Consider the following 19,122-nt stretch of genomic DNA (forward strand, 5'->3'; position numbering starts at 1 on the left):
CGTTGGTTATTCGGCGGTCGGCGTGGCACTCTGTGGACGTGGCCCAGATGTCCTCGGCGATCACCCCCGCCCAGCCCGTGGAGCTGTACCCGGGGGACATCAAGTCGGTCCTGCTCACCGCCGAGCAGATCCAGGCGCGAATCGCCGAACTCGGTGAGGAAATCGGCGCGCAATACCGCGACGTCATGGCCCAGACCGGCCAGGATTTGCTGCTGATCACGGTGCTGAAGGGCGCTGTGATCTTTGTCACCGACCTGGCGCGGGCGATCCCGGTGCCCACCCAGTTCGAGTTCATGGCCGTCAGTTCGTACGGGACTTCGACGTCGTCGTCGGGCGTGGTGCGGATCCTCAAGGACTTGGACCGCGACATCCAGGGCCGCGATGTGCTGATCGTCGAGGACGTCGTCGACTCGGGCCTGACCCTGTCGTGGTTGCTGCGCAACCTCACCAGCCGCCACCCGCGTTCGCTGCGCGTGTGCACGCTGCTGCGCAAGCCCGACGCCAAGGGCGCCAACGTGGACATCGCCTACGTGGGCTTCGACATCCCGAACGACTTCGTCGTAGGCTACGGGCTGGACTACGACGAGCGCTACCGCGACCTCTCCTACATCGGCACCCTGGACCCCAGGGTCTACCAGCAGTAGGCACGCGCCTCGCGGGCCGTCAGGCTAGTCCAGTTCCCAGACCGCGGTCACCGAGAAGCTCACCGTCTGCTGGCCGGGCTCCAGCGGGACCATGCTCGGCATGGCCTTCGGCGGCGCCGGCGCCCCGGCCGGCGCCGGTTCGGTGGCCTCCGAAATGGACAGCACCTTGCCCAGCCGGAGCCCGGACAGCTGGGCGTACTGTTCGGCGCGGTTCTTGGCGTCGCCGAACGCCCGTGCGCGCGCATCCTTCACCAGCTGTGAGTCATCGGCGATGGAGTAGCTGACCGACTTGATCCGGGTGGCGTCGCCGCCGGTTTCGACGATGAGGGCCAGCATTCGCGACGCGGCGTCGGGCGGGTGGATCTTGACCGTGATGTCGTTGGTGGCGCGGTAGCCGGTGATGGTGGCGGTGCCGTTGGGTCCGGGGTTGTTGAACTGCGGCTGCAGCGTGACCTCGCTGGTGCTGATGTCCTTGTGGTCGACCCCGGCACCGACTAGCGCGTTGATGACCGCTTGCTGACGGTCGTTGGTCTGGTTCATCGCAGCGGTGACGTCGGGTGCCGTGAACTCGATGCCGACGTCGGCGGTCAGGGTGTCCGGAACGCCCTGGACGTGCCCCGACCCGAAGACGGTGACCTGGCGGGGGTTGACCCCCGGCGCGGGCGCCGAAGGCGGCGAATCGCAGGCCGACAACGTTGTCGTGACCATGCCGGCGACCGCCAAGGCGATCAAGCTGCGGGCAAACCTCGGGGCGCTCGGTTGCGGCATGCAGTGGACCCTAGCGCTTTCCGACGCAGCCGAGTCGGACTGCGGCGGCGCGCCGGGTCCGCCCAAGAAGGTGCATGAGCTGACGCGGCGCGCGAGTAGACAGGTTCATGCCGAACTCAGATGAACGGGGTCCTGGGATCTGTGGCTGATATGTCCGCACGCTGATTCGCTTCTGGTTTAGGCCCAATCATGTGCGACACACCTGAGTGTCGTGGTCGGCAATCCGGTGGAGACGCACCCACAGTGGCCCTGACCGCCTCGTCCCCTTCGCCGTTGTGCGACCGCAGTTCTGACATTCGCGGCGACATCGTGGTCAATTCCCCTGCAATGGAACACATTTCACGAACCGACCGCGACACCCGTGGTGTCGGCCAAGGGTCCGCTTAGCCGAGGTTCGGCGTTGGCGAAATCACTGTGACGATTTTCCTATGAAACCCTAATCGCAAGAATCCCATGGCTTTCCACGAAAATCTGGATCGCGCAGCAATAAGCCCCGGACTGAGTAAACGTCCACCAAATCGGTGGTTAACGGGCCGGCCGTGAACTCGGATCGACCCGATGCGGGTGGTTTAACGTGGCCGCCGGAATCGCAGTCGGCGACGGTAATCAGTCGTTGAAAGTCGCTGATGCAAAACGCTATTGAGGGAGGAACGGGAATGTCGATCGTGATCGCACAGCCGGACATGTTGAGCGGGGCCGCGGGGCAACTCCAGTCGATCAACGCGGCGCTGCAGGCAGGCAATGCGGCTGCGGCAGGCCCGACGACGGTGGTGGCCCCTGCCGCGGCCGATGCGGTGTCCATCCTGACCGCCGCCCAATTCTCCGCGCACGCCCAGCTGTATCAGGCGATCAGTGCCCAGGCCGCGTGGGCGCGAGAACAGCTCGCGGCGGTGCTGGGTCTCAGCGCAGGTTCTTATGCGGCTACCGAGGCCGCCAACAGCACGATGGTCGGTTAGGCGAGAGCATCATGCTGGATTTCGCGCTCTTGCCGCCGGAGATCAACTCCGCGCTCATGTATGCCGGCCCCGGCTCCGGGCCGATGCTGGCTGCCGCGGCGGGCTGGGAGGCGTTGGCCGCCGACCTGCTCACCACGGCGTCCGCCTACCAGTCGGTGGTCACCGGGCTGATCGACGGGCCATGGCTCGGTGCCGCCGCCGGGTCGATGGCGGGTGCGGCCACGCCGCAGATCGCATGGTTGAACGGCACGGCCGACCAAGCCGAACACGCCGCCGTCCAGGCCGCCGCAGCGGCGAGCGCCTACGAGGCGGCATTTGCCGCGACGGTGCCGCCGCCGGTGATCGAGGCCAATCGGGTGTTGTTGATGGAACTGCTGGCGACGAATTTTCTCGGCCAGAACACACCGGCGATCGCGGCAACCGAGGCGGAATACCTGCAGATGTGGTCGCAGGACGCGGCGGCAATGTACGGCTATGCGGGCGCATCGGCGGCAGCGTCGAGGGTGGCGCCGTTCGACCCGGCATCGCCCGCCACCAACCCGGCTGGAGTGGCCGCCCAGGAGGTTGCCGTCGCGCAGGCGGTGGCGTCGTCTGCTGCGGCCGACACGCAAGAGTTGTCCGCGCTGACCAACGCGATGCCCGGCACCCTGGCGGGGCTCGCCGGCCCCCAACCCGCCGTCAACCCGTTGGCGAATCTGCTCAACGGCGGCACCATCGAGCTCGACGGAATCGGTGGTGCATTCCTGGAGAGCCTGGCCGGCTCGTCAACCCTGCACCTCGGCACGCCCATCGACATGTTCAAAGAATGGGTGGGGCCAAGCCGGCTCTTCGTCACGATCTTCAGGGACCTCGAGGGGCTCAGCCACTCGATGGCGCCAAAGGCCGTCGCCCAGGCCGTCGAGGGCGCCGCGAAGGCCGCCGGATCGGCCCTGCCGGCGGCCCTGTCCAGCACCGGGGTGGCCGGCCCGGTGGGAGCTGTGGGCCAGGCGGTGACGGTCGGCGCGTTATCGGTGCCGCAGGCGTGGGCCGGCGTTGCCCCGGCGGCGACACCTGCCGCCGCAACCCTCAACGGCCTCGCGGCGTCGGCGGCGGTGGAACCCGCGACGCACGCCGTAGGAGGTGTGCCCATGGTGGGCAGTGGCCTCGGCCGCGGAGTGTCAGCCAACTTCGCGGCCCCGCGCTACGGCTTCAAGCCCACGGTCATCACGCATCCACCGGCCGGCGGCTAGCGACAACGCCTCAGAACGCGTGGCGCCGCTGACCCGATGATCCAGCCCGAAGACGGCGGATCGTCGGGTCAGCGGGCGGCATTGAGCGGCCGCGCGCGCGACCACGAGTGTGGTCTTGCCTGTCGGTGAGAGCGGAGCATGGTGCGTCGCAACGCCTTTCGCGCAACCCAACCAGGGCCGACCCCACGCTCGACGGCGAGTTAGTCGCGCGAGGCCTCTGGCGCCGGATTGGGCATCAGCACCCGCTGTCGCGTCGTGGCGCGGAAAGGATCGAGGGACTGCCCGTCGCCCAAGGCGCCGTGCACGTCTTCGGGGGTGATCAGGCCGAGTTCGATCTGTAGCCAGGTGGCGCTGAGTCCGAACGCGTGCGCGGCCCGCCTGGCCTCCTCGGCGTCGGGGAAGTCGTCGGCGTTGGCCCGGCCGGCGGCCCCGTACCAGCGCCCCTTGGTGACGCCGCAGGCGTCGCGCAACTGCTCGACGGTGATGTCGCGGTTCAGCGTCGCCTCAAGCAGGCGCCTCAGACCCCAGCCCGCGGCATTAGTTCGTGGCATCCACCAAGCGTAACTCTGTGCCGAAACGCGGGCAAAGTGTCTCCACCTGCGAGTTATACGACGGAAAAAAGAACTATGTACCTAGTACTAGACATAGATTCCGAATTTATGACATAGTGTCCGCAAGTACGACACCGGAAGCCGGATCAAGGCATTCATGAGGAGAAGACACATGGCGTTCCTGACCACCGTCCCGGAACTGCTGCTAGCGGCAGCCGGCCAGTTGCAGGCGATCGGCTCTGCGGTAACCGCGGCCAACTCGATGGCCGCGTTCTCGATCACGGGAGTGGTCCCGGCGGCAGCCGACGAAGTCTCGGCAATGACGGCGGCCGCCTTCGCGGGCTACGGCCAGCAGTATCAGGCGATCAGCGCCGAGGCGAGCATGATCCACGAGCAGTTCGTCAAGGCCCTCGGGCTCGGCGCCGACTCGTATTCGGCCACCGAGGCCACCAACGCGACGCAAGCCGCGGGTGGTCACCTGGCGCCCGCGCACATGGCCCCCGTCGCACCGGCCCGCCCGGCGCCCGCCGTGCACACGCGGGTCGCACCGGCGGCGCCGAACCGCGTGACCCCAACCGTTCCCGGACGGCCGGTGCCCGGCGCGGGTCCCGGTGCGCCCGGCCTGCCGGCGACGACGCCCCTCGGTCAGGGGTGGCATGGGGGCGGCAGCTACGGCGGCCACATGACAGCGCAGCACGGCGGTTATGCCGGTGCCGACTATGGCCGCCACCAGGCGCCATACGGGCGCGGCGGCTATGGCCCGCACCCGGCAACCCGCGTCGAGCACCTTGCGCCCGCACGGATGACGCCCGCCCAGCGTGTCGAGCACGTGGCACCGGCCCATCCTGCGCCGCCCGAACGCGTCGAGCGCCCGAACGTGGGGGCCGGCCAGCACGTCTCGCCTACGCAGCTGACACCGACGGCGCCCCTTCACCGCGTGCCGCTGGCGGCGGGCTTGCACCTGCCCGGCACACCAGGCGAACACGTCGTGCACGCGAACCCGGCATTCAGTGCCGTTGCCGGCCCGAAGCCCGTGCCGGCACTGGCATAGCGAATCCACGCGATAGAGAGAGGAACACTCATGGATTTCGGTGCGATGCCCCCGGAGATCAATTCCGGCCTCATGTACGCGGGGCCGGGGCCAGCGTCGATGCTGGCGGCGGCGATGGCCTGGGAGGGGCTGGCCGCGGATCTGCGTTCAGCCGCGACCAGCTACGGGACGGTGATCCTCGACCTCACCGAGTCCGGCTGGCAGGGCCCGTCTTCGGTGGCGATGGCCGCCGCCGCGGCTCCCTACGTGGCCTGGATGCACGCCACGGCCGCGCAGGCCGAGCAGGCCGGCATGCAGGCGACAGCGGCCGCGGTCGCACACGAGGCCGCGTTCGCTGCCACCGTGCCGCCGCCGCTCATCGCCGCCAACCGCTCCACGCTGATGATGCTGGTGGCGACCAACTTCCTCGGCCTGCACTCCGCGGCGATCGCGGCCACCGAGGCGCAGTACGGCGAGATGTGGGCCCAGGATGCGATGGCCATGTACGCCTACGCCGGTTCGTCGGCGGCGGCCGCCATGCTGGCGCCGATGGCGGTCGCACCGCCCACCACCACTGCGGGCGACATGCAGGGGGCAACTCAGGGATTGGCCACTCAAGCGGCCATGGGGCTGCCGTCGACGCTCAATTCGTCGGCGTCATCGCTGGCGAGCAACTTCCCTTCTGCCATAGGCAGTTTCGCGGACCTGCTTGGGATGCCCTTCGGTCAGGGGTCCGGCGGCGCCGCGTCCGGCGTGGCCGGGACGACGCCGTCCGGAGGGGGCCTCGCGACCGCCATGCGCGCATCCGGGGCGTTCTCTCCGGCGGTGATGCCCGGCATGCAACGTTTCATCCCCGCTCAGCCGCTGATGTCCTTGCCCGAGCGGCTGGCACCGGCGCGGCTGATGCCGTCGGCGGTAATGGGCCAGGCGACTCCGGTCGGAGGTCTGTCGGTTCCGCCCGGGTGGACTGCGGTGACCCCCGAGGCTGCCGCGCCGGCCGGCGCACCGCTGGCCGGCGCCGGCGCCGCGGCTCGAATGCTGAGTCCCCGGAATACCTCCGCGGCCCCGCTGGCCGGGATGGAGATGCGCGGATTCGGCGGCACAATGCCGGCCCCCGCAAGCGTATTGCCGCGCGTGGTCGGATGACGAAAGGAGAAGCACTTCGGCGACCTGGTGACCAAAGCTCGAAAACAACAACCACTTTCGAAGGAGATATCTGATGGCAACACGTTTCATGACCGCCCCGCACGAAATGCGGGCGATGGCGGGCCGCTTCGAGGTCCACGCCCAGACCGTTGAGGACGAGGCCCGCAAGATGTGGGCGTCCTCGATGAACATCGCCGGCTCGGGCTGGAGCGGTCAGGCCCAGGCCACCTCGTACGACACCATGGGGCAGGTCAACCAGGCCTTCCGCAACATCGTCAACATGCTCCACGGCGTGCGCGACGGACTGATCCGCGACGCGAACAACTACGAGCAGCAAGAGCAGGCCTCACAGCAGATCCTGGGCAACTGACCCACCAACCAACCCGCTACCAACAGGAGACGATCAACCATGACGATCAACTATCAATTCGGCGATGTCGACGCCCACGGTGCCTTGATCCGCGCCCAGGCCGCGTCCCTGGAGGCAGAGCACCAGGCCATCGTGCGTGATGTGCTTGCGGCCGAGGACTTTTGGGGCGGTGCCGGTTCGGCGGCGTGCCAGGAGTTCATCATCCAGCTGGGTCGCAACTTCCAGGTGATCTACGAGCAGGCCAACGCCCACGGGCAGAAGGTGCAAAGCGCCGGCAGCAACATGGCCAGCACCGACAGCGCCGTCGGATCCAGCTGGGTCTAGTGGCGATCGCAAGCGCGGCTTAGCCGGGCGCGGCGGGTCGCCACCGTGGGTCTAGTGGCGATCGCAAGCGCGGCTTAGCTGTCGTGACCCGGAAGGTTGTTAACCGCGTGCCTGCTTGAAAGTGGGAGGACCTCCTGACGGAGTGGATGTGTCTGGCATTCACCCGTAGGAGGTCCTTGTGTCTCACGCTAACGCTCGTACCAATGTGTTCGCTCGTCGGCTGATCGTTGAGCGTGTCGCCGCCGGGTGGCCGGCTGCGCATGTGGCTGAGCAACTGGGGGTTTCGCGGGCAACGGTGTACAAGTGGCTGCGCCGATATGCCCAGGGCGGCGATGCGGCGCTGGCCGACCGTTCGTCACGGCCGATCCGGATGCCCAACCGCACGAGTCATCGGGTCGAGCAGAAGGTGCTCGCCGCCCGCCGGCGCCGTAAGCGTGGCGCTGTTGTGCTCGCTGCAGAACTCGATCTGAATCCCTCGACGGTCGGGCGGATTCTGGTGCGCCACCAGATGCCGCATCTGAGTGCCCTTGACCCGATCACTGGCGAGGCGCTGCGCTGCTCTCGGCGCAGCCCCAACCGCTACGAACACCCCACGCCGGGGGCCATGGTTCATGTCGACGTCAAAAAGCTCGGCCGTATCCCGTCAGGCGGTGGATGGCGGCTGCACGGCCGCGACGCCGCGATCTCCGTTGCCCACCGGCACAAGAAGACCAAGATCGGCTACGACTACGTCCACACCGCTATCGATGACTACACCCGGCTGGCCTACAGCGAAGTGCTCCCCGACGAGAAGGACCCGACGTGCGCTGGGTTTCTCCACCGGGCACTGGTCTGGTTCGCCGCCCACGGCGTGCGCGTGCGTCGGTTACTGACCGACAACGCGTTGGTCTATCGCCAGGGCACCGACTGGAGCTGGGTGTGTGCGGCCTGGCAGCTCAAACGCCGATTCACCCAACCCGGCTGTCCATGGACCAACGGCAAAGCAGAACGTTTCAACCGGACCCTGCTCAACGAATGGGCCTACGCCCGCCCCTGGACCAACAACACCCTGCGCAGCCGCGGTCTTGACCAATTCCTTCGCCGCTACAACACTCGACGAGGCCACTCCGCCCTCGGCGGACGACCCCCAATCAGCCGACTCGCTGCCTGACAACAACGTGTCAGGTCACGACACTTAGCCGGGCGCGGCGGGTCGCCACCGTGGGTCTAGTGGCGATCGCAAGCGCGGCTTAGCCGGGCGCGGCGGGTCGCCACCGTCGACCCAGTGCCTAAGGGGTGACGAGAACCTTGCAGTGCCGCTCGGGGTCGGCGAGTTCGTCGAAGGCTTCGCCGACCCCGTCCAGGCCCACCTCTCCGGTGATCAGCGGGCCCACGTCGATGTCGCCCTCCGCGAGCGCGCGCAGCGAATCGGTGAACTCCTCGGGAGTGTAGGCAAGGCAGAACTGGACGTTGATCTCCTTGGCGATAGCGAAAAACGGATGTACGGTGTCGGGCTGCATACAAACGCCGGCGACCACCAGGCGGGTGCCCAGCCGGGCCCGCAGCAGCACGTCATCGATGATCCCGGGCACTCCGACCGCCTCGAATACCACGGCCGGTTTGACCGAGTCGAACGGTGAACCCTGCCCTGCATCCAGGGTCTGATGGGCGCCCATGGCGGTGGCCAGTTCCCGCCGCTTCGGTGAAAAGTCCGATGCCACGACGTTTTCCACCCCTCGGGACCGCAGCGCCGCGATGATCGCGATGCCGATCGGACCGCAGCCGATGACCAGGGCCGTCTCGACGGGGGTGACGTTGGACTTGTTGACCGCGTGCAGCCCCACCGCCATGGGTTCGGTCAGGGCCGCGTGTTTGAAGTCCAGCCCGTTCGGGACGGGCAGCAGCAGCGCGGCCGAGAGGAGCATGCGTTCGGCGTAGCCGCCGATCGTGCTGTTGCTGTAGACGATCGGTTCGACGCCCTTGGCGGACAACAGCACCGGAAGCGAGGTGACCAGCGTTCCCGTCGGGTGGGTTTCGGTGCCGGGCCCGGCCTCGAGCACCTCGGCGCTGAACTCGTGCCCCATGAAAACGTCGTGATTCAAGTCGACATGCATGCCCCCCGCGCCGCGGGCCACCCGCGCGGTCATCTCGAGCACGTGTGCGCCGTGAGCGGCGAAATGCAGGTCCGAACCGCATATCCCGCACGCCCGCACGCCGACCAGTACTTGCCCCGCCTCGGGCACGGGATCGGGCACATCGTCCCGATAGACCATCCGGCCATCTCGCAATACCGCGGCGCGCATCAGCTGCTCACGCCCTTGTGTTCATCGACGTGCTCGGTGATGGCTTTCACCACGGCCTCACCTGCCCGGCCGATCAACTCGTCGCGTCTGCCCTTGGCCCAGTCGTGCGACGAACGCGACGCCTCGAGCTGCCCCTTGAAATGGGGGATCACCTTGCGCGCCATCAGGTCATAGCAGTGATACGTCGCCTCCGGGGACGCCCAGTCGTGGCCGAGCATCAGCAGCGTGCCGAAACCGCCCGAGCGGTCGAGCAGGTCCTCGATGTGGGCGATCGCGTCGTCGGGGGTTCCTATGCAGCAATTCCCCTTGGCCGCGTAGTCTTCGACGAACTCGTGCGGCGTCTGGGCGCCCTCGACGGTGTTGGCCAACGGGACGAACCCGGCAGCGCCGAAATAGTTGGCGAAATCCTGCAGCCCGTAGGTGCAGTCGTCGATGGCCCGCTCTCGGCTGTCCGCGATGTGCATGATGCTCAAAACCCGCCAGTCGGCCCGATCCGGCTCGTCCCTGCCGGCTTTGGTGGCCTGCTCGCGCACCACGTCCCAAGTGGTTTCCAGCGCGGCGTAGCCGCCGGGCACCGACATCGACAGCGACAGCAGCGACGTGCCCAGCGCGCCCGCAAGCCGCGGTCCGGACGGGGAAATCATTGCAGCCGTGGATATCTCGGGATAGGGCCAGGTATACGGGCGGATATGCAGCTGCGCCTCGCGCAGCGTGAACCAGTCGGTGTGGCGGTCGATTCGCTCAGTCGGCCCGGCGCGGAACAACGCGAGGATCGCTTCCAGCGACTCCTGCATCATGTGCCGTTGGTCGACCGGGTCGATGCCCATCATGTAGGCGTCCGACGGCAACGCGCCCGGACCGGTGCCGAACATCACCCGGCCGCGGGTGAGATGGTCGAGCAGCACCCAGCGGTCGGCCACCATCAGCGGGTGGTGGTACGGCAGCGAAACCACGCCGGTGCCCAGCCGGATGTGTTTCGTCCGCTCGGCCGCGGCGGCGATGAAGACCTCCGGGCAGGCGATCAGCTCGTAGCCACCGGAGTGGTGTTCGCCGAACCAGGCTTCGTCGAACCCGAGCCGATCCAGCGCGACCACCCGTTCCATGTCGTATTCCAAAGCCACGGTTGGTGATTGGCCGATCGGGTGAAACGGTGTGATGAAAACACCGAAGCGAAGTGGCGCGCTCATCGCAGCTCCAATCCGTTGAGGAAGTCCAATAGGGCCGCGTTCACCTCGTCGGGCCGCTCCTGCTGCAACCAGTGCCCCGCGTCCTCGATCATCACCTGGCGGTACGGGCCGGTGATCAATTGCGCCGCACGGTCGGCGCGGGTGAACGTCAACACCGGGTCGGCGGTGCCCCCGATAAAGAGCGCCGGCACAGTGATTTTCGCGTCGGCCAGCTCGGGGGTGGTCTCCCAGTTGCGGTCGAAGTTGCGATACCAGTTCAGGCCACCGGTGAAGCCGGTGCGGGAGAACTCGGCGATGTAGTAATCGAGTTCCTCCCGGCTCAGCCAGTCCGGCAGCCCGTCGGGTTCCGGAAGGCGATCGATGAACCCCTCGGGGCCGGGCGCGACCATCCGCAGGCCCGCGGCCTTGTCGGCGGTCGTGCGCAGCCCACCCATCATCCGCCGCATCGTGCGGGCGGGGTCGGCGTTGAGTTCTGCGTCGGCGACGCCGGGCTCCTGGAAGTACAGGATGTAGAAGAAGTTCTCGCCGAATGCCTTGTGCCACGCCCTCGTCGGCGCCACCCTCGAGCGGGGCACCGCCGGCACGCTGAGGGCGGCGACCGCCGCCACCCGGTCCGGGTGCAGCAAGGGAGCGTTCCACACCACGGCGGCACCCCAGTCGTGTCCGATCCAGACGGCACGCTCGGCGCCGACGTCGTCGAGCAGACCGACCAGGTCGGCGGTCAGCTGATGGATGTCGTAGGCCTCGATCGCTTCGGGGCGCGAGGAGCCACCGTAGCCGCGCTGGTCGGGTGCCAGCACGTGGTAACCCGCGTCGGCCAGGGCCGGTATCTGGTGGCGCCACGAATAGGCGAGTTCGGGAAAGCCGTGGGCCAAAATCACGACGGGCGCGCCGCGCTCTCCCGCCTCGGTCACCCGCAGCTGGACACCATTGGTCTCTACTAACCGTTCGGTTGATCTGGGCACCCTGCCACCAAAGCACAACCCCTACGAGGCTGAGAAGTATTCGCACTGATTGCGAATAGCATTCCAACGGCTTTCGTCGCCTGGTAGATATCGCCGTGCAGCCATCGCAATTACGCGAAAGCAGGTGGAATCGGAATGAAGCGGCTCGACCACGTCGTCCTCTGGACGAGGGATCCCCGCGCCTCGATGGATTTCTATACGCGGGTGGTTGGCTTGGAGCCGGTCCGGTTTGCCGAGTTCGAGGCGGGCGATGCGCCGTTTCCGAGCGTGCGGGTGTGCGAGGACTCGATCATCGACTTGTTGCCGGTGGCCAACGCCGCCGCCACCGAGTCTCTGACCAAGACGGCAGGCAGCGCCGGGCACCCGGTCAATCACGTCTGCCTCGCATTGCCGAAACCGGAGTACGACGCGCTCGACCAACGCCTGCAGGCCGAAGGAGTGGACACCGGCGCGAGATTGAGTCCTACCTTCGGGGCACGCGGCTGGGCGCCGGAGGGTTACTACTTCGCCGATCCGGACGGCAACGTCGTCGAGGCCCGCTATTACGAATGACGGCGACGTCCGGCGCGCGTGCCCGGGCCGGGGATCCTGGCGGGAACCCCTGGTCGTTGTATGCACAGATGGTGGCGATCCGTCGTGCCCGGCTCTGCCGGAGCTGGCGATCGCCACGTGACAGATGGTGGCGACCCGCTTCGCTCCGGCTCTGCCGGAGCTGGCGATCGCCACGAGCGGTAACCTGGACTTTTCGAGCTGCGTGTATATCGGGGAAGGACCTGGCCACCAAGGCCGATGATTGATGAACCGGAAAAACGTTATTCGCACCGTCACGGCGATTGCAGTCGTGGTGCTGCTCGGTTGGTCGTTCTTCTACTTCAGCGACGACACCCGCGGCTACAAGCCCGTCGACACCTCGGTGGCGGTGGCGCAGATCAATGCTGACAACGTCAAGAGCGCGCAGATCGACGATCGCGAGCAGCAGCTGCGGTTGACCCTGAAGAAGGGCAACAACGACACCGACAGTTCCGACAAGGTGATCACCAAGTACCCGAGCGGGTACGCCGTCGACCTGTTCAACGCGCTGAGCGCCAAGAATGCCAAGGTCAGCACGGTCGTCAACCAGGGCAGCATCCTGGGCGAGCTGCTGGTCTACGTGTTGCCGCTGCTGTTGCTGGTGGGCCTGTTCGTCATGTTCTCCCGCATGCAGGGCGGCGCCCGAATGGGCTTCGGGTTCGGCAAGTCGCGCGCCAAGCTGCTCAACAAGGACATGCCCAAGACCACGTTCGCCGACGTTGCCGGCGTCGACGAGGCCGTCGAAGAGCTCTACGAGATCAAGGACTTCCTGCAGAATCCCGGCCGCTACCAGGCGCTGGGCGCCAAGATCCCCAAGGGCGTGCTGCTCTACGGCCCGCCCGGGACCGGCAAGACCCTGCTCGCCCGCGCGGTGGCGGGGGAAGCCGGCGTCCCGTTCTTCACCATCTCCGGCTCCGACTTCGTCGAGATGTTCGTCGGCGTGGGCGCGTCGCGGGTGCGCGACCTGTTCGAGCAGGCCAAGCAGAACAACCCGTGCATCATCTTCGTCGACGAGATCGACGCGGTGGGCCGCCAGCGCGGCGCCGGCCTCGGCGGGGGCCACGACGAGCGCGAGCAAACGCTGAACCAGTTGCTGGTGGAAATGGACGGCTTCGACCCGCGCGCCGGCGTCATCCTGATCGCCGCCACCAACCGCCCCGACATCCTGGATCCCGCGCTGCTGCGGCCCGGCCGCTTCGACCGGCAGATCCCGGTGTCCAACCCGGACCTGGCGGGTCGCCGCGCGGTGCTCGAAGTGCACTCCAAGGGCAAGCCGATCGGCCCGGACGCCGACCTCGCCGGGCTGGCCAAGCGCACCGTCGGCATGACCGGCGCCGACCTGGCCAACGTCATCAACGAGGCGGCGCTGCTGACCGCCCGCGAGAATGGCACCGTCATCACCGGCGCCGCCCTCGAGGAGGCGGTGGACCGCGTGATCGGCGGCCCGCGACGCAAGGGCCGCATCATCAGCGAGCAGGAAAAGAAGATCACCGCCTACCACGAGGGCGGCCACACCCTGGCCGCCTGGGCGATGCCCGACATCGAGCCGATCTACAAGGTCACGATCCTGGCGCGGGGACGTACCGGCGGACACGCGGTGGCGGTGCCCGAGGAAGACAAGGGCTTGCGGACCCGCTCGGAGATGATCGCGCAGCTGGTGTTCGCGATGGGCGGACGCGCCGCCGAAGAACTGGTGTTCCGGGAGCCGACCACCGGCGCGGTGTCCGACATCGAGCAGGCCACCAAGGTGGCGCGCGCGATGGTGACCGAATTCGGGATGAGCTCCAAGCTGGGCGCGGTCAAGTACGGCACCGAGCACGGCGACCCGTTCCTGGGCCGCACCATGGGGACGCAGGCCGACTACTCCCACGAGGTGGCCCGCGACATCGACGACGAAATCCGCAAGCTGATCGAGGCGGCCCACACCGAGGCCTGGGAGATTCTCACCGAATACCGCGACGTCCTCGACACGTTGGCCGGTCAGCTGTTGGAAAAGGAGACCCTGCACCGGGCGGAGTTGGAGAAGATTTTCGCCGGCGTCGAAAAGCGGCCCAGGCTCACCATGTTCGACGATTTCGGCGGCCGCATCCCTTCGGACAAGCCGCCGATCAAGACCCCCGGCGAGCTGGCGATTGAGCGCGGCGAGCCGTGGCCGCCGCCGGTCCCCGAACCCGCGTTCAAGGCGGCTATCGCGCGGGCCAGCCAGGCCGCGGCGGCCGCGGGAGTGGACGCCGACCGAAAGAACAACGGCGGGAACGGCTCTCAAGGCGCCGGTAACCACCCCGGCGTGCCGCACGGGGCCACCCAGCCGGACTACGGCGCGCCGGCGGGCTGGCACGCGCCGGGCTGGCCACCCCAGGACCAGCAGCCCAACTATTGGTACCCGCCGCCACAGGGCCCGCAGCAGCCGTATTGGCCGCAGCCCGCGGGGCACTACCCGGGTCATCCGGGCCAACAGGGTCAGGCACAGCCCCCCTACCCGCCGTATCCGCCCTACCCGCCGCCGAGCCTGCCCGACCCGGACGGCGGCAAGTCTCCCGAGCAGGACGACGTAAGCCGGTCCAACCCGCCGGCACACGGCTGACGAACGGAGGATTCGATGGCCTTGACGGGTTTGGGGCCGGACACCGCGACTTCGCCGACGCGGGTGTTCGATCAGGCGCGTGCCGAGGCCGCGGTGCGGGAGTTGCTGCTCGCCATCGGCGAGGACCCGGACCGGCACGGGCTGCGGGACACGCCTGCCCGGGTCGCGCGCGCCTACCAGGAGATGTTCGCCGGGCTCTACACCGACCCCGACAGCGTGCTCAACACCATGTTCGACGAGGAACACGACGAGCTGGTGCTGGTCAAGGAGATCCCGCTCTACTCCACGTGCGAACACCACCTGGTGTCGTTTCACGGTGTGGCGCATGTCGGCTACATCCCCGGCGCCGACGGACGGGTCACCGGCCTGTCCAAGATCGCGCGGTTGGTCGACCTCTACGCCAAGCGGCCACAGGTGCAGGAACGGCTCACCAGCCAGATCGCCGATGCCCTGATGAACAAACTCAATCCGCGGGGCGTGATCGTCGTGATCGAGGCCGAGCACCTCTGCATGGCCATGCGCGGCGTCCGTAAGCCCGGCGCGGTCACCACCACCTCGGCGGTTCGCGGACTGTTCAAGACCAACGCCGCTTCCCGGGCCGAAGCGCTCGACCTGATCCTGCGTAAGTGAGTCGCGCCTGTGCGGGTTATGGGAGTCCTGAACGTCACTGACGACTCGTTCTCCGATGGCGGCCGCTATCTCGATACCGGTAACGCGGTGGCGCATGGGTTGGCGCTCGCCGCGGACGGCGCGGACATCGTCGACGTCGGCGGGGAGTCGACCCGGCCCGGTGCCACGCGCATCGATGCCCGGGTCGAGACGTCGCGGGTGATCCCCGTCGTCAAAGAGCTCGTGGCGGAAGGGATCACGGTAAGCATCGACACCATGCACGCGGAGGTCGCGCAGGCGGCCCTGCAGAACGGCGCGCGGATCGTCAACGACGTGTCGGGCGGACGGGCCGACCCCGCGATGGCGCCGCTGCTCGCCGACGCCGGCGTGCCCTGGGTGCTGATGCACTGGCGGTCGGTGTCCGCCGACCGCCCCCACGCGGCCCCGCACTACGACGACGTGGTGGCCGAAGTGCGCGCCGAGCTGCTCGCCAGCGTGGACGCGGCCGTCGCGGCGGGCGTCGACCCGAACAAGCTGGTGATCGACCCGGGCCTTGGGTTCGCCAAGACGGGGCAACACAATTGGGCGCTGCTGCGCGCGTTGCCGCAGTTCGTCGCCACCGGAATCCCGGTCCTCCTGGGCGCGTCGCGCAAACGGTTCCTCGGTACGTTGTTGGCCGGGCCCGACGGCTCGCCGCGTCCGCCCGACGGCCGCGAGACGGCGACCGCGGTGATCTCCGCGCTGGCGGCGCTGCACGGGGCATGGGGTGTGCGGGTGCACGACGTGCGGGCCACGGCCGACGCGCTCAAAGTGGTGGGGGCGTGGGCGCAGACCGAAGAGCGGCAGACCGAGCTGGCTGGAGACGATGGCTGATCGAATCGAATTGCGGGGCTTGACGGTTCGTGGGCGACACGGAGTTTTCGAACACGAGCGTGCCGATGGGCAGGACTTTGTCGTGGACATGACGGTGTGGATCGACCTTGCCGGCGCCGCCGAAAGCGACGAGCTGACCGACACTTACGACTACGCCGCACTGGCCCAGCTCGCCGCCGACGTCGTGGCCGGGCCGCCGCGCAACCTGATCGAAGCGGTGGGCGGCGAGATCGCCGACCGGGTGATGCACGACGAGCGGGTGCACGCGGTCGAGGTGGTGGTGCACAAGCCGCGGGCCCCGATCCCGCAGCAGTTCGCCGACGTCGCGGTGGTGGTGCGACGGTCGCGCCGCGGCGGCCGCGGTTCGGTGGTCCCGGCGGGCCGGGCGCTGTGATGCGCGACGACCACGGCACCGGGGCCCGGGGGCGGCGCGGATGACGTGGGTGGTGCTGTCCATCGGATCCAACCTGGGCGACCGCCTGGCGCGGTTGCAGTCGGTGGTCGACGGGCTGGGCGACAAGGTGCTGGCGGTGTCCCCGGTGTACGAGACCGATCCGTGGGGCCGGGTCGATCAGGCGCCGTTTCTCAACGCGGTGCTGATCGCCAACGACCCGGCGTGCGACGCGCAGGACTGGCTGCGCCGGGCCCAGGACTTCGAACGCGCGGCCGGCCGGGTCCGCGGCGAGCGCTGGGGGCCGCGCACCCTCGACGTCGACCTGATCGCCTGCTACGGCGAGGCGGAGGTGACCTCCCGCGAGAACAATCTGACGCTGCCGCACCCCCTGGCCCATCTGCGGGCTTTCGTCATGATCCCGTGGCTGGCCATCGACCCCGATGCCCAGCTGACCGTCGCCGAGGGCCCGCGGCCCGTCGCGAGCCTGCTCGCCGAGCTGGACGCGGCCGACCGGGAAGGCGTCCGGTTGACGAGCCTCACGCTCGAGCGGGCGGCCACGCCGCCGGCCGGTGGGGAACCGGAAGCCTGATGGGACCGACGCGCAAACGTGACCTGACGGCCGCGGTGGTTGGCGCTGCGGTGGTGGGCTATCTGGTGGTGAACGCCCTGTACCGGTGGTTTCCGCCCATCACGGTGTGGACGGGCCTGTCGCTGCTGGCGGTGGCCGTCGCCGAAGCGCTGTGGGCGCGCTACGTGCGGGCCAAGATCAACGACGGCGAAATCGGCGTCGGCCCCGGCTGGCTGCACCCGCTGGCCGTGGCGCGCGGGCTGATGGTTGCCAAGGCCTCGGCCTGGGTGGGCGCGCTGACGCTGGGGTGGTGGGTCGGGGTGCTGGTGTACTTCCTGCCGCGGCGATCCTGGCTGCGGGCGGCCGCCGAGGACACCACCGGCACGGTGGTCGCGGCCGTCAGCGCGCTGGCGCTGGTGGGCGCCGCGCTGTGGCTGCAGCATTGCTGCAAGTCGCCCCCGGATCAACCCGAGCACGGCGAGGGGGCGGAGAACTAACCCGCCTCCTGACGGGCCGGCAAGCCGCGTGAGAATCGCCGGAGTAGGGCGACACGCGGAATGACCTCGCGCAGGTACAGTCAGGCCATGACCGTTCTGTCCCGCGGCGCCCGGGTTCGGCGCGGCGGCCGCAGGCCGGGTTGGGTGCTCTTGACCGCGTTGCTGGTCCTTGCGATAGGGGCCAGCTCCGCGCTGGTTTTCACCAATCGGGTGGAACTCCTCAAGCTCGCTGTAATCCTGGCGCTGTGGGCCGCAGTCGCCGGTGCCTTCGTGTCGGTGCTGTACCGCCGCCAGAGTGACGCGGATCAGTCGCGCGTCCGAGACCTGAAGCTGGTGTACGACCTGCAGCTGGATCGCGAGATCTCGGCCCGCCGTGAGTACGAGCTGACCGTGGAGTCCCAGCTGCGCCGCGAGCTGGCCTCCGAGCTGCGCGCCCAGGCCGCCGACGACCTGGCCGAGTTGCGCGCGGAGCTGAGCGCGTTGCGCACCAGCCTGGAGATCCTGTTCGACACCGATCTCGCCCAGCGGCCGGCCCTGGAGAAGCCGGAGACCGAGGCGCCACCCGAGCGCGCGTACAGCGAGTGGGACCGCAACGGCGAGACCCCGCGTGACGTGCCCTACGACTGGGTGGCCAGCGATCGGGTCACCTCCGTCCCCCAGGACAGCGCCACCGGCCGGGCCGACGAAACGGCGATCATCGACGTCCCCGAGGAACCACTGTTGCCGCCCCGGCAGCCGCAGCCCCGCCGCGAGCGGGTGCCTTATCAGTACGAGGCGCCGCCGGAACCGGCCCCGCCGGTCCAGCCCGAGCCGGCGTACCGCCCCGCGCCGCCGGAACCGGAACCGAGGTTCGAACCTCGCCAGCCACCGCCCCCACCGGCCCGGCCGGCGCCCGAGCCGGAACCCCAGCCGCAGGCGCCGGGCTGGCAGCCCGCCGGCGCGTCCGGGCTGTGGTTGCCCCCCGGCACCCCGGGTAGCCACTGGTCCGGCTCCGACGCCGCCGTCGCGGCCGCCGACGAGACGTCGGGCCGGCGGCGGCGTGCCCGCCATTCCGAACCGGATCGGGCCTGGGCCGGCCCGCCCGTCGAGCCGGTGAACCCGCCGTACGGCGAGTCTGGGCGCCGGGCGCGGTCACGGCACTCCGCGGAGTACCGCGACTATGGCGTGCGCAACTTCGCCCCGACCGGCGAGCCCCGGAACGAGCCCCCGAGGGAGCCGGCGTTCGCGCCGCCACCTCCCGTTCCCGCCACACCCCCGCCGCCCCCGCCGCCTCACTCGCCGCCCCCTGCCGCCGAGCAACTACCACCGCGGTTGGCCCCGCCGCCCCCGCCGGAGCACGCGCCGCGGCACGGCGGCACCGAACTCGACGGCGTGGAGGGCCCGGGCGAGGCCGCCCAGACGGGCGGCCAGTCGGTTGCCGACCTGCTGGCGCGGCTGCAGATCCAGCCGCCGGAGGGGGGCCGCCGTCGTCGCCGCGACGGCTGAGCTGGGAGCTTCCTCACATTGGGCTTGCATTGGTCGGGGCCGGCCAATCGACTACAGTTTGAGTGACCGAACGGTACCCACGGGGTGGGA

Annotated in this window: 20 protein-coding genes and 1 pseudogene; 16 read left to right on the forward strand and 5 right to left on the reverse strand. The window is 68.8% G+C overall.

Annotated features, from left to right (window positions below; genetic code table 11):
* The first annotated feature begins 32 nt into the window (after positions 1 to 32).
* Positions 33 to 644: a hypoxanthine phosphoribosyltransferase gene (gene hpt / locus U8D42_RS24525; protein WP_322860737.1), complete on the forward strand. Its 612-nt coding sequence runs from the start codon at positions 33 to 35 to the stop codon at positions 642 to 644.
* Between the two features lie 24 nt (positions 645 to 668).
* On the opposite strand, the gene U8D42_RS24530 is transcribed toward hpt, so the two are convergent.
* Positions 669 to 1,412 carry an SIMPL domain-containing protein gene (locus U8D42_RS24530; protein ID WP_322860736.1) on the reverse strand — a complete coding sequence of 248 codons (744 nt, stop codon included), beginning with the start codon at positions 1,410 to 1,412 and terminating at the stop codon, positions 669 to 671.
* Positions 1,413 to 2,068: 656 nt separating this feature from the next.
* On the opposite strand from U8D42_RS24530, the gene U8D42_RS24535 reads away from it, so the two are divergent.
* Together U8D42_RS24535 and U8D42_RS24540 are read left to right on the forward strand one after the other, a co-directional pair.
* A complete protein-coding gene (locus tag U8D42_RS24535) occupies positions 2,069 to 2,368 on the forward strand; it encodes a PE family protein (protein WP_322860735.1) in 300 nt (99 codons plus the stop codon).
* A gap of 11 nt (positions 2,369 to 2,379) precedes the next feature.
* On the forward strand, positions 2,380 to 3,597 hold the full coding sequence (locus tag U8D42_RS24540) for a PPE family protein (protein WP_322860734.1): 1,218 nt from the start codon (positions 2,380 to 2,382) through the stop codon (positions 3,595 to 3,597).
* A 200-nt stretch (positions 3,598 to 3,797) separates the two neighbouring features.
* Here U8D42_RS24540 and U8D42_RS24545 read toward each other — a convergent pair whose 3' ends face one another.
* Complete coding sequence (locus U8D42_RS24545) at positions 3,798 to 4,148, reverse strand: hypothetical protein (protein WP_322860733.1); 351 nt, start codon at positions 4,146 to 4,148, stop codon at positions 3,798 to 3,800.
* 172 nt (positions 4,149 to 4,320) lie between these two features.
* Here U8D42_RS24545 and U8D42_RS24550 point away from each other — a divergent pair.
* The 5 genes and pseudogenes from U8D42_RS24550 to U8D42_RS24570 form a co-directional block, all read left to right on the forward strand.
* Positions 4,321 to 4,614 (forward strand): annotated as a pseudogene (locus U8D42_RS24550) (PE family protein); the annotation flags it as partial.
* A 615-nt stretch (positions 4,615 to 5,229) separates the two neighbouring features.
* On the forward strand, positions 5,230 to 6,324 hold the full coding sequence (locus U8D42_RS24555; RefSeq protein WP_322860732.1) for a PPE family protein: 1,095 nt from the start codon (positions 5,230 to 5,232) through the stop codon (positions 6,322 to 6,324).
* Between the two features lie 73 nt (positions 6,325 to 6,397).
* Positions 6,398 to 6,694, forward strand: coding sequence for a WXG100 family type VII secretion target (locus tag U8D42_RS24560; RefSeq protein ID WP_322860731.1), 297 nt, complete (start codon positions 6,398 to 6,400; stop codon positions 6,692 to 6,694).
* A gap of 39 nt (positions 6,695 to 6,733) precedes the next feature.
* Entirely contained in the window at positions 6,734 to 7,018 is a 285-nt protein-coding gene (locus tag U8D42_RS24565; RefSeq protein ID WP_348636930.1) for a WXG100 family type VII secretion target, read from the forward strand.
* 178 nt (positions 7,019 to 7,196) lie between these two features.
* Positions 7,197 to 8,168, forward strand: coding sequence for an IS481 family transposase (locus tag U8D42_RS24570; protein WP_322861702.1), 972 nt, complete (start codon positions 7,197 to 7,199; stop codon positions 8,166 to 8,168).
* Between the two features lie 118 nt (positions 8,169 to 8,286).
* Here the strand turns inward: U8D42_RS24570 and U8D42_RS24575 are convergent, their stop codons facing one another.
* Genes U8D42_RS24575 through U8D42_RS24585 form a run of 3 tightly spaced genes read right to left on the reverse strand, consistent with a single transcriptional unit; the run spans position 8,287 to position 11,452 of the window.
* Entirely contained in the window at positions 8,287 to 9,300 is a 1,014-nt protein-coding gene (locus tag U8D42_RS24575) for a zinc-binding dehydrogenase (protein ID WP_322860365.1), read from the reverse strand.
* Positions 9,300 to 10,487 carry an LLM class flavin-dependent oxidoreductase gene (locus tag U8D42_RS24580; protein WP_322860366.1) on the reverse strand — a complete coding sequence of 396 codons (1,188 nt, stop codon included), beginning with the start codon at positions 10,485 to 10,487 and terminating at the stop codon, positions 9,300 to 9,302. Before U8D42_RS24580 ends, U8D42_RS24575 begins: the two co-directional genes overlap by 1 nt.
* Entirely contained in the window at positions 10,484 to 11,452 is a 969-nt protein-coding gene (locus tag U8D42_RS24585) for an alpha/beta fold hydrolase (RefSeq protein ID WP_322860367.1), read from the reverse strand. Before U8D42_RS24585 ends, U8D42_RS24580 begins: the two co-directional genes overlap by 4 nt.
* A 135-nt stretch (positions 11,453 to 11,587) precedes the next feature.
* Between U8D42_RS24585 and U8D42_RS24590 the strand changes: the two genes are divergently transcribed.
* The 8 genes from U8D42_RS24590 to U8D42_RS24625 all read left to right on the forward strand — a co-directional run bounded on the left by U8D42_RS24590 (position 11,588) and on the right by U8D42_RS24625 (position 19,032).
* Positions 11,588 to 12,004, forward strand: coding sequence for a VOC family protein (locus tag U8D42_RS24590; RefSeq protein ID WP_085241977.1), 417 nt, complete (start codon positions 11,588 to 11,590; stop codon positions 12,002 to 12,004).
* A gap of 244 nt (positions 12,005 to 12,248) precedes the next feature.
* A complete protein-coding gene (gene ftsH, locus U8D42_RS24595) occupies positions 12,249 to 14,606 on the forward strand; it encodes an ATP-dependent zinc metalloprotease FtsH (RefSeq protein ID WP_322860368.1) in 2,358 nt (785 codons plus the stop codon).
* Between the two features lie 15 nt (positions 14,607 to 14,621).
* Positions 14,622 to 15,236: a GTP cyclohydrolase I FolE gene (gene folE / locus U8D42_RS24600; protein WP_322860369.1), complete on the forward strand. Its 615-nt coding sequence runs from the start codon at positions 14,622 to 14,624 to the stop codon at positions 15,234 to 15,236.
* An 18-nt stretch (positions 15,237 to 15,254) separates the two neighbouring features.
* The gene (gene folP, locus U8D42_RS24605; RefSeq protein WP_322860370.1) at positions 15,255 to 16,088 is read left to right on the forward strand and encodes a dihydropteroate synthase; all 834 of its coding nucleotides are present in this window, start codon (positions 15,255 to 15,257) and stop codon (positions 16,086 to 16,088) included.
* Positions 16,081 to 16,482, forward strand: coding sequence for a dihydroneopterin aldolase (gene folB, locus U8D42_RS24610; protein ID WP_085241973.1), 402 nt, complete (start codon positions 16,081 to 16,083; stop codon positions 16,480 to 16,482). The genes folP and folB overlap by 8 nt, the downstream gene beginning before the upstream one ends.
* Before the next feature lie 40 nt (positions 16,483 to 16,522).
* Positions 16,523 to 17,071: a 2-amino-4-hydroxy-6-hydroxymethyldihydropteridine diphosphokinase gene (gene folK, locus U8D42_RS24615; protein ID WP_322860371.1), complete on the forward strand. Its 549-nt coding sequence runs from the start codon at positions 16,523 to 16,525 to the stop codon at positions 17,069 to 17,071.
* The gene (locus U8D42_RS24620) at positions 17,071 to 17,547 is read left to right on the forward strand and encodes a DUF3180 domain-containing protein (RefSeq protein WP_322860372.1); all 477 of its coding nucleotides are present in this window, start codon (positions 17,071 to 17,073) and stop codon (positions 17,545 to 17,547) included. The genes folK and U8D42_RS24620 overlap by 1 nt, the downstream gene beginning before the upstream one ends.
* An 87-nt stretch (positions 17,548 to 17,634) precedes the next feature.
* The gene (locus tag U8D42_RS24625) at positions 17,635 to 19,032 is read left to right on the forward strand and encodes a DUF6779 domain-containing protein (RefSeq protein ID WP_322860373.1); all 1,398 of its coding nucleotides are present in this window, start codon (positions 17,635 to 17,637) and stop codon (positions 19,030 to 19,032) included.
* The last annotated feature ends 90 nt before the right edge of the window (positions 19,033 to 19,122 follow it).

It is taken from the genome of Mycobacterium europaeum, assembly GCF_034555895.2.
GTDB lineage: Bacteria > Actinomycetota > Actinomycetes > Mycobacteriales > Mycobacteriaceae > Mycobacterium > Mycobacterium europaeum.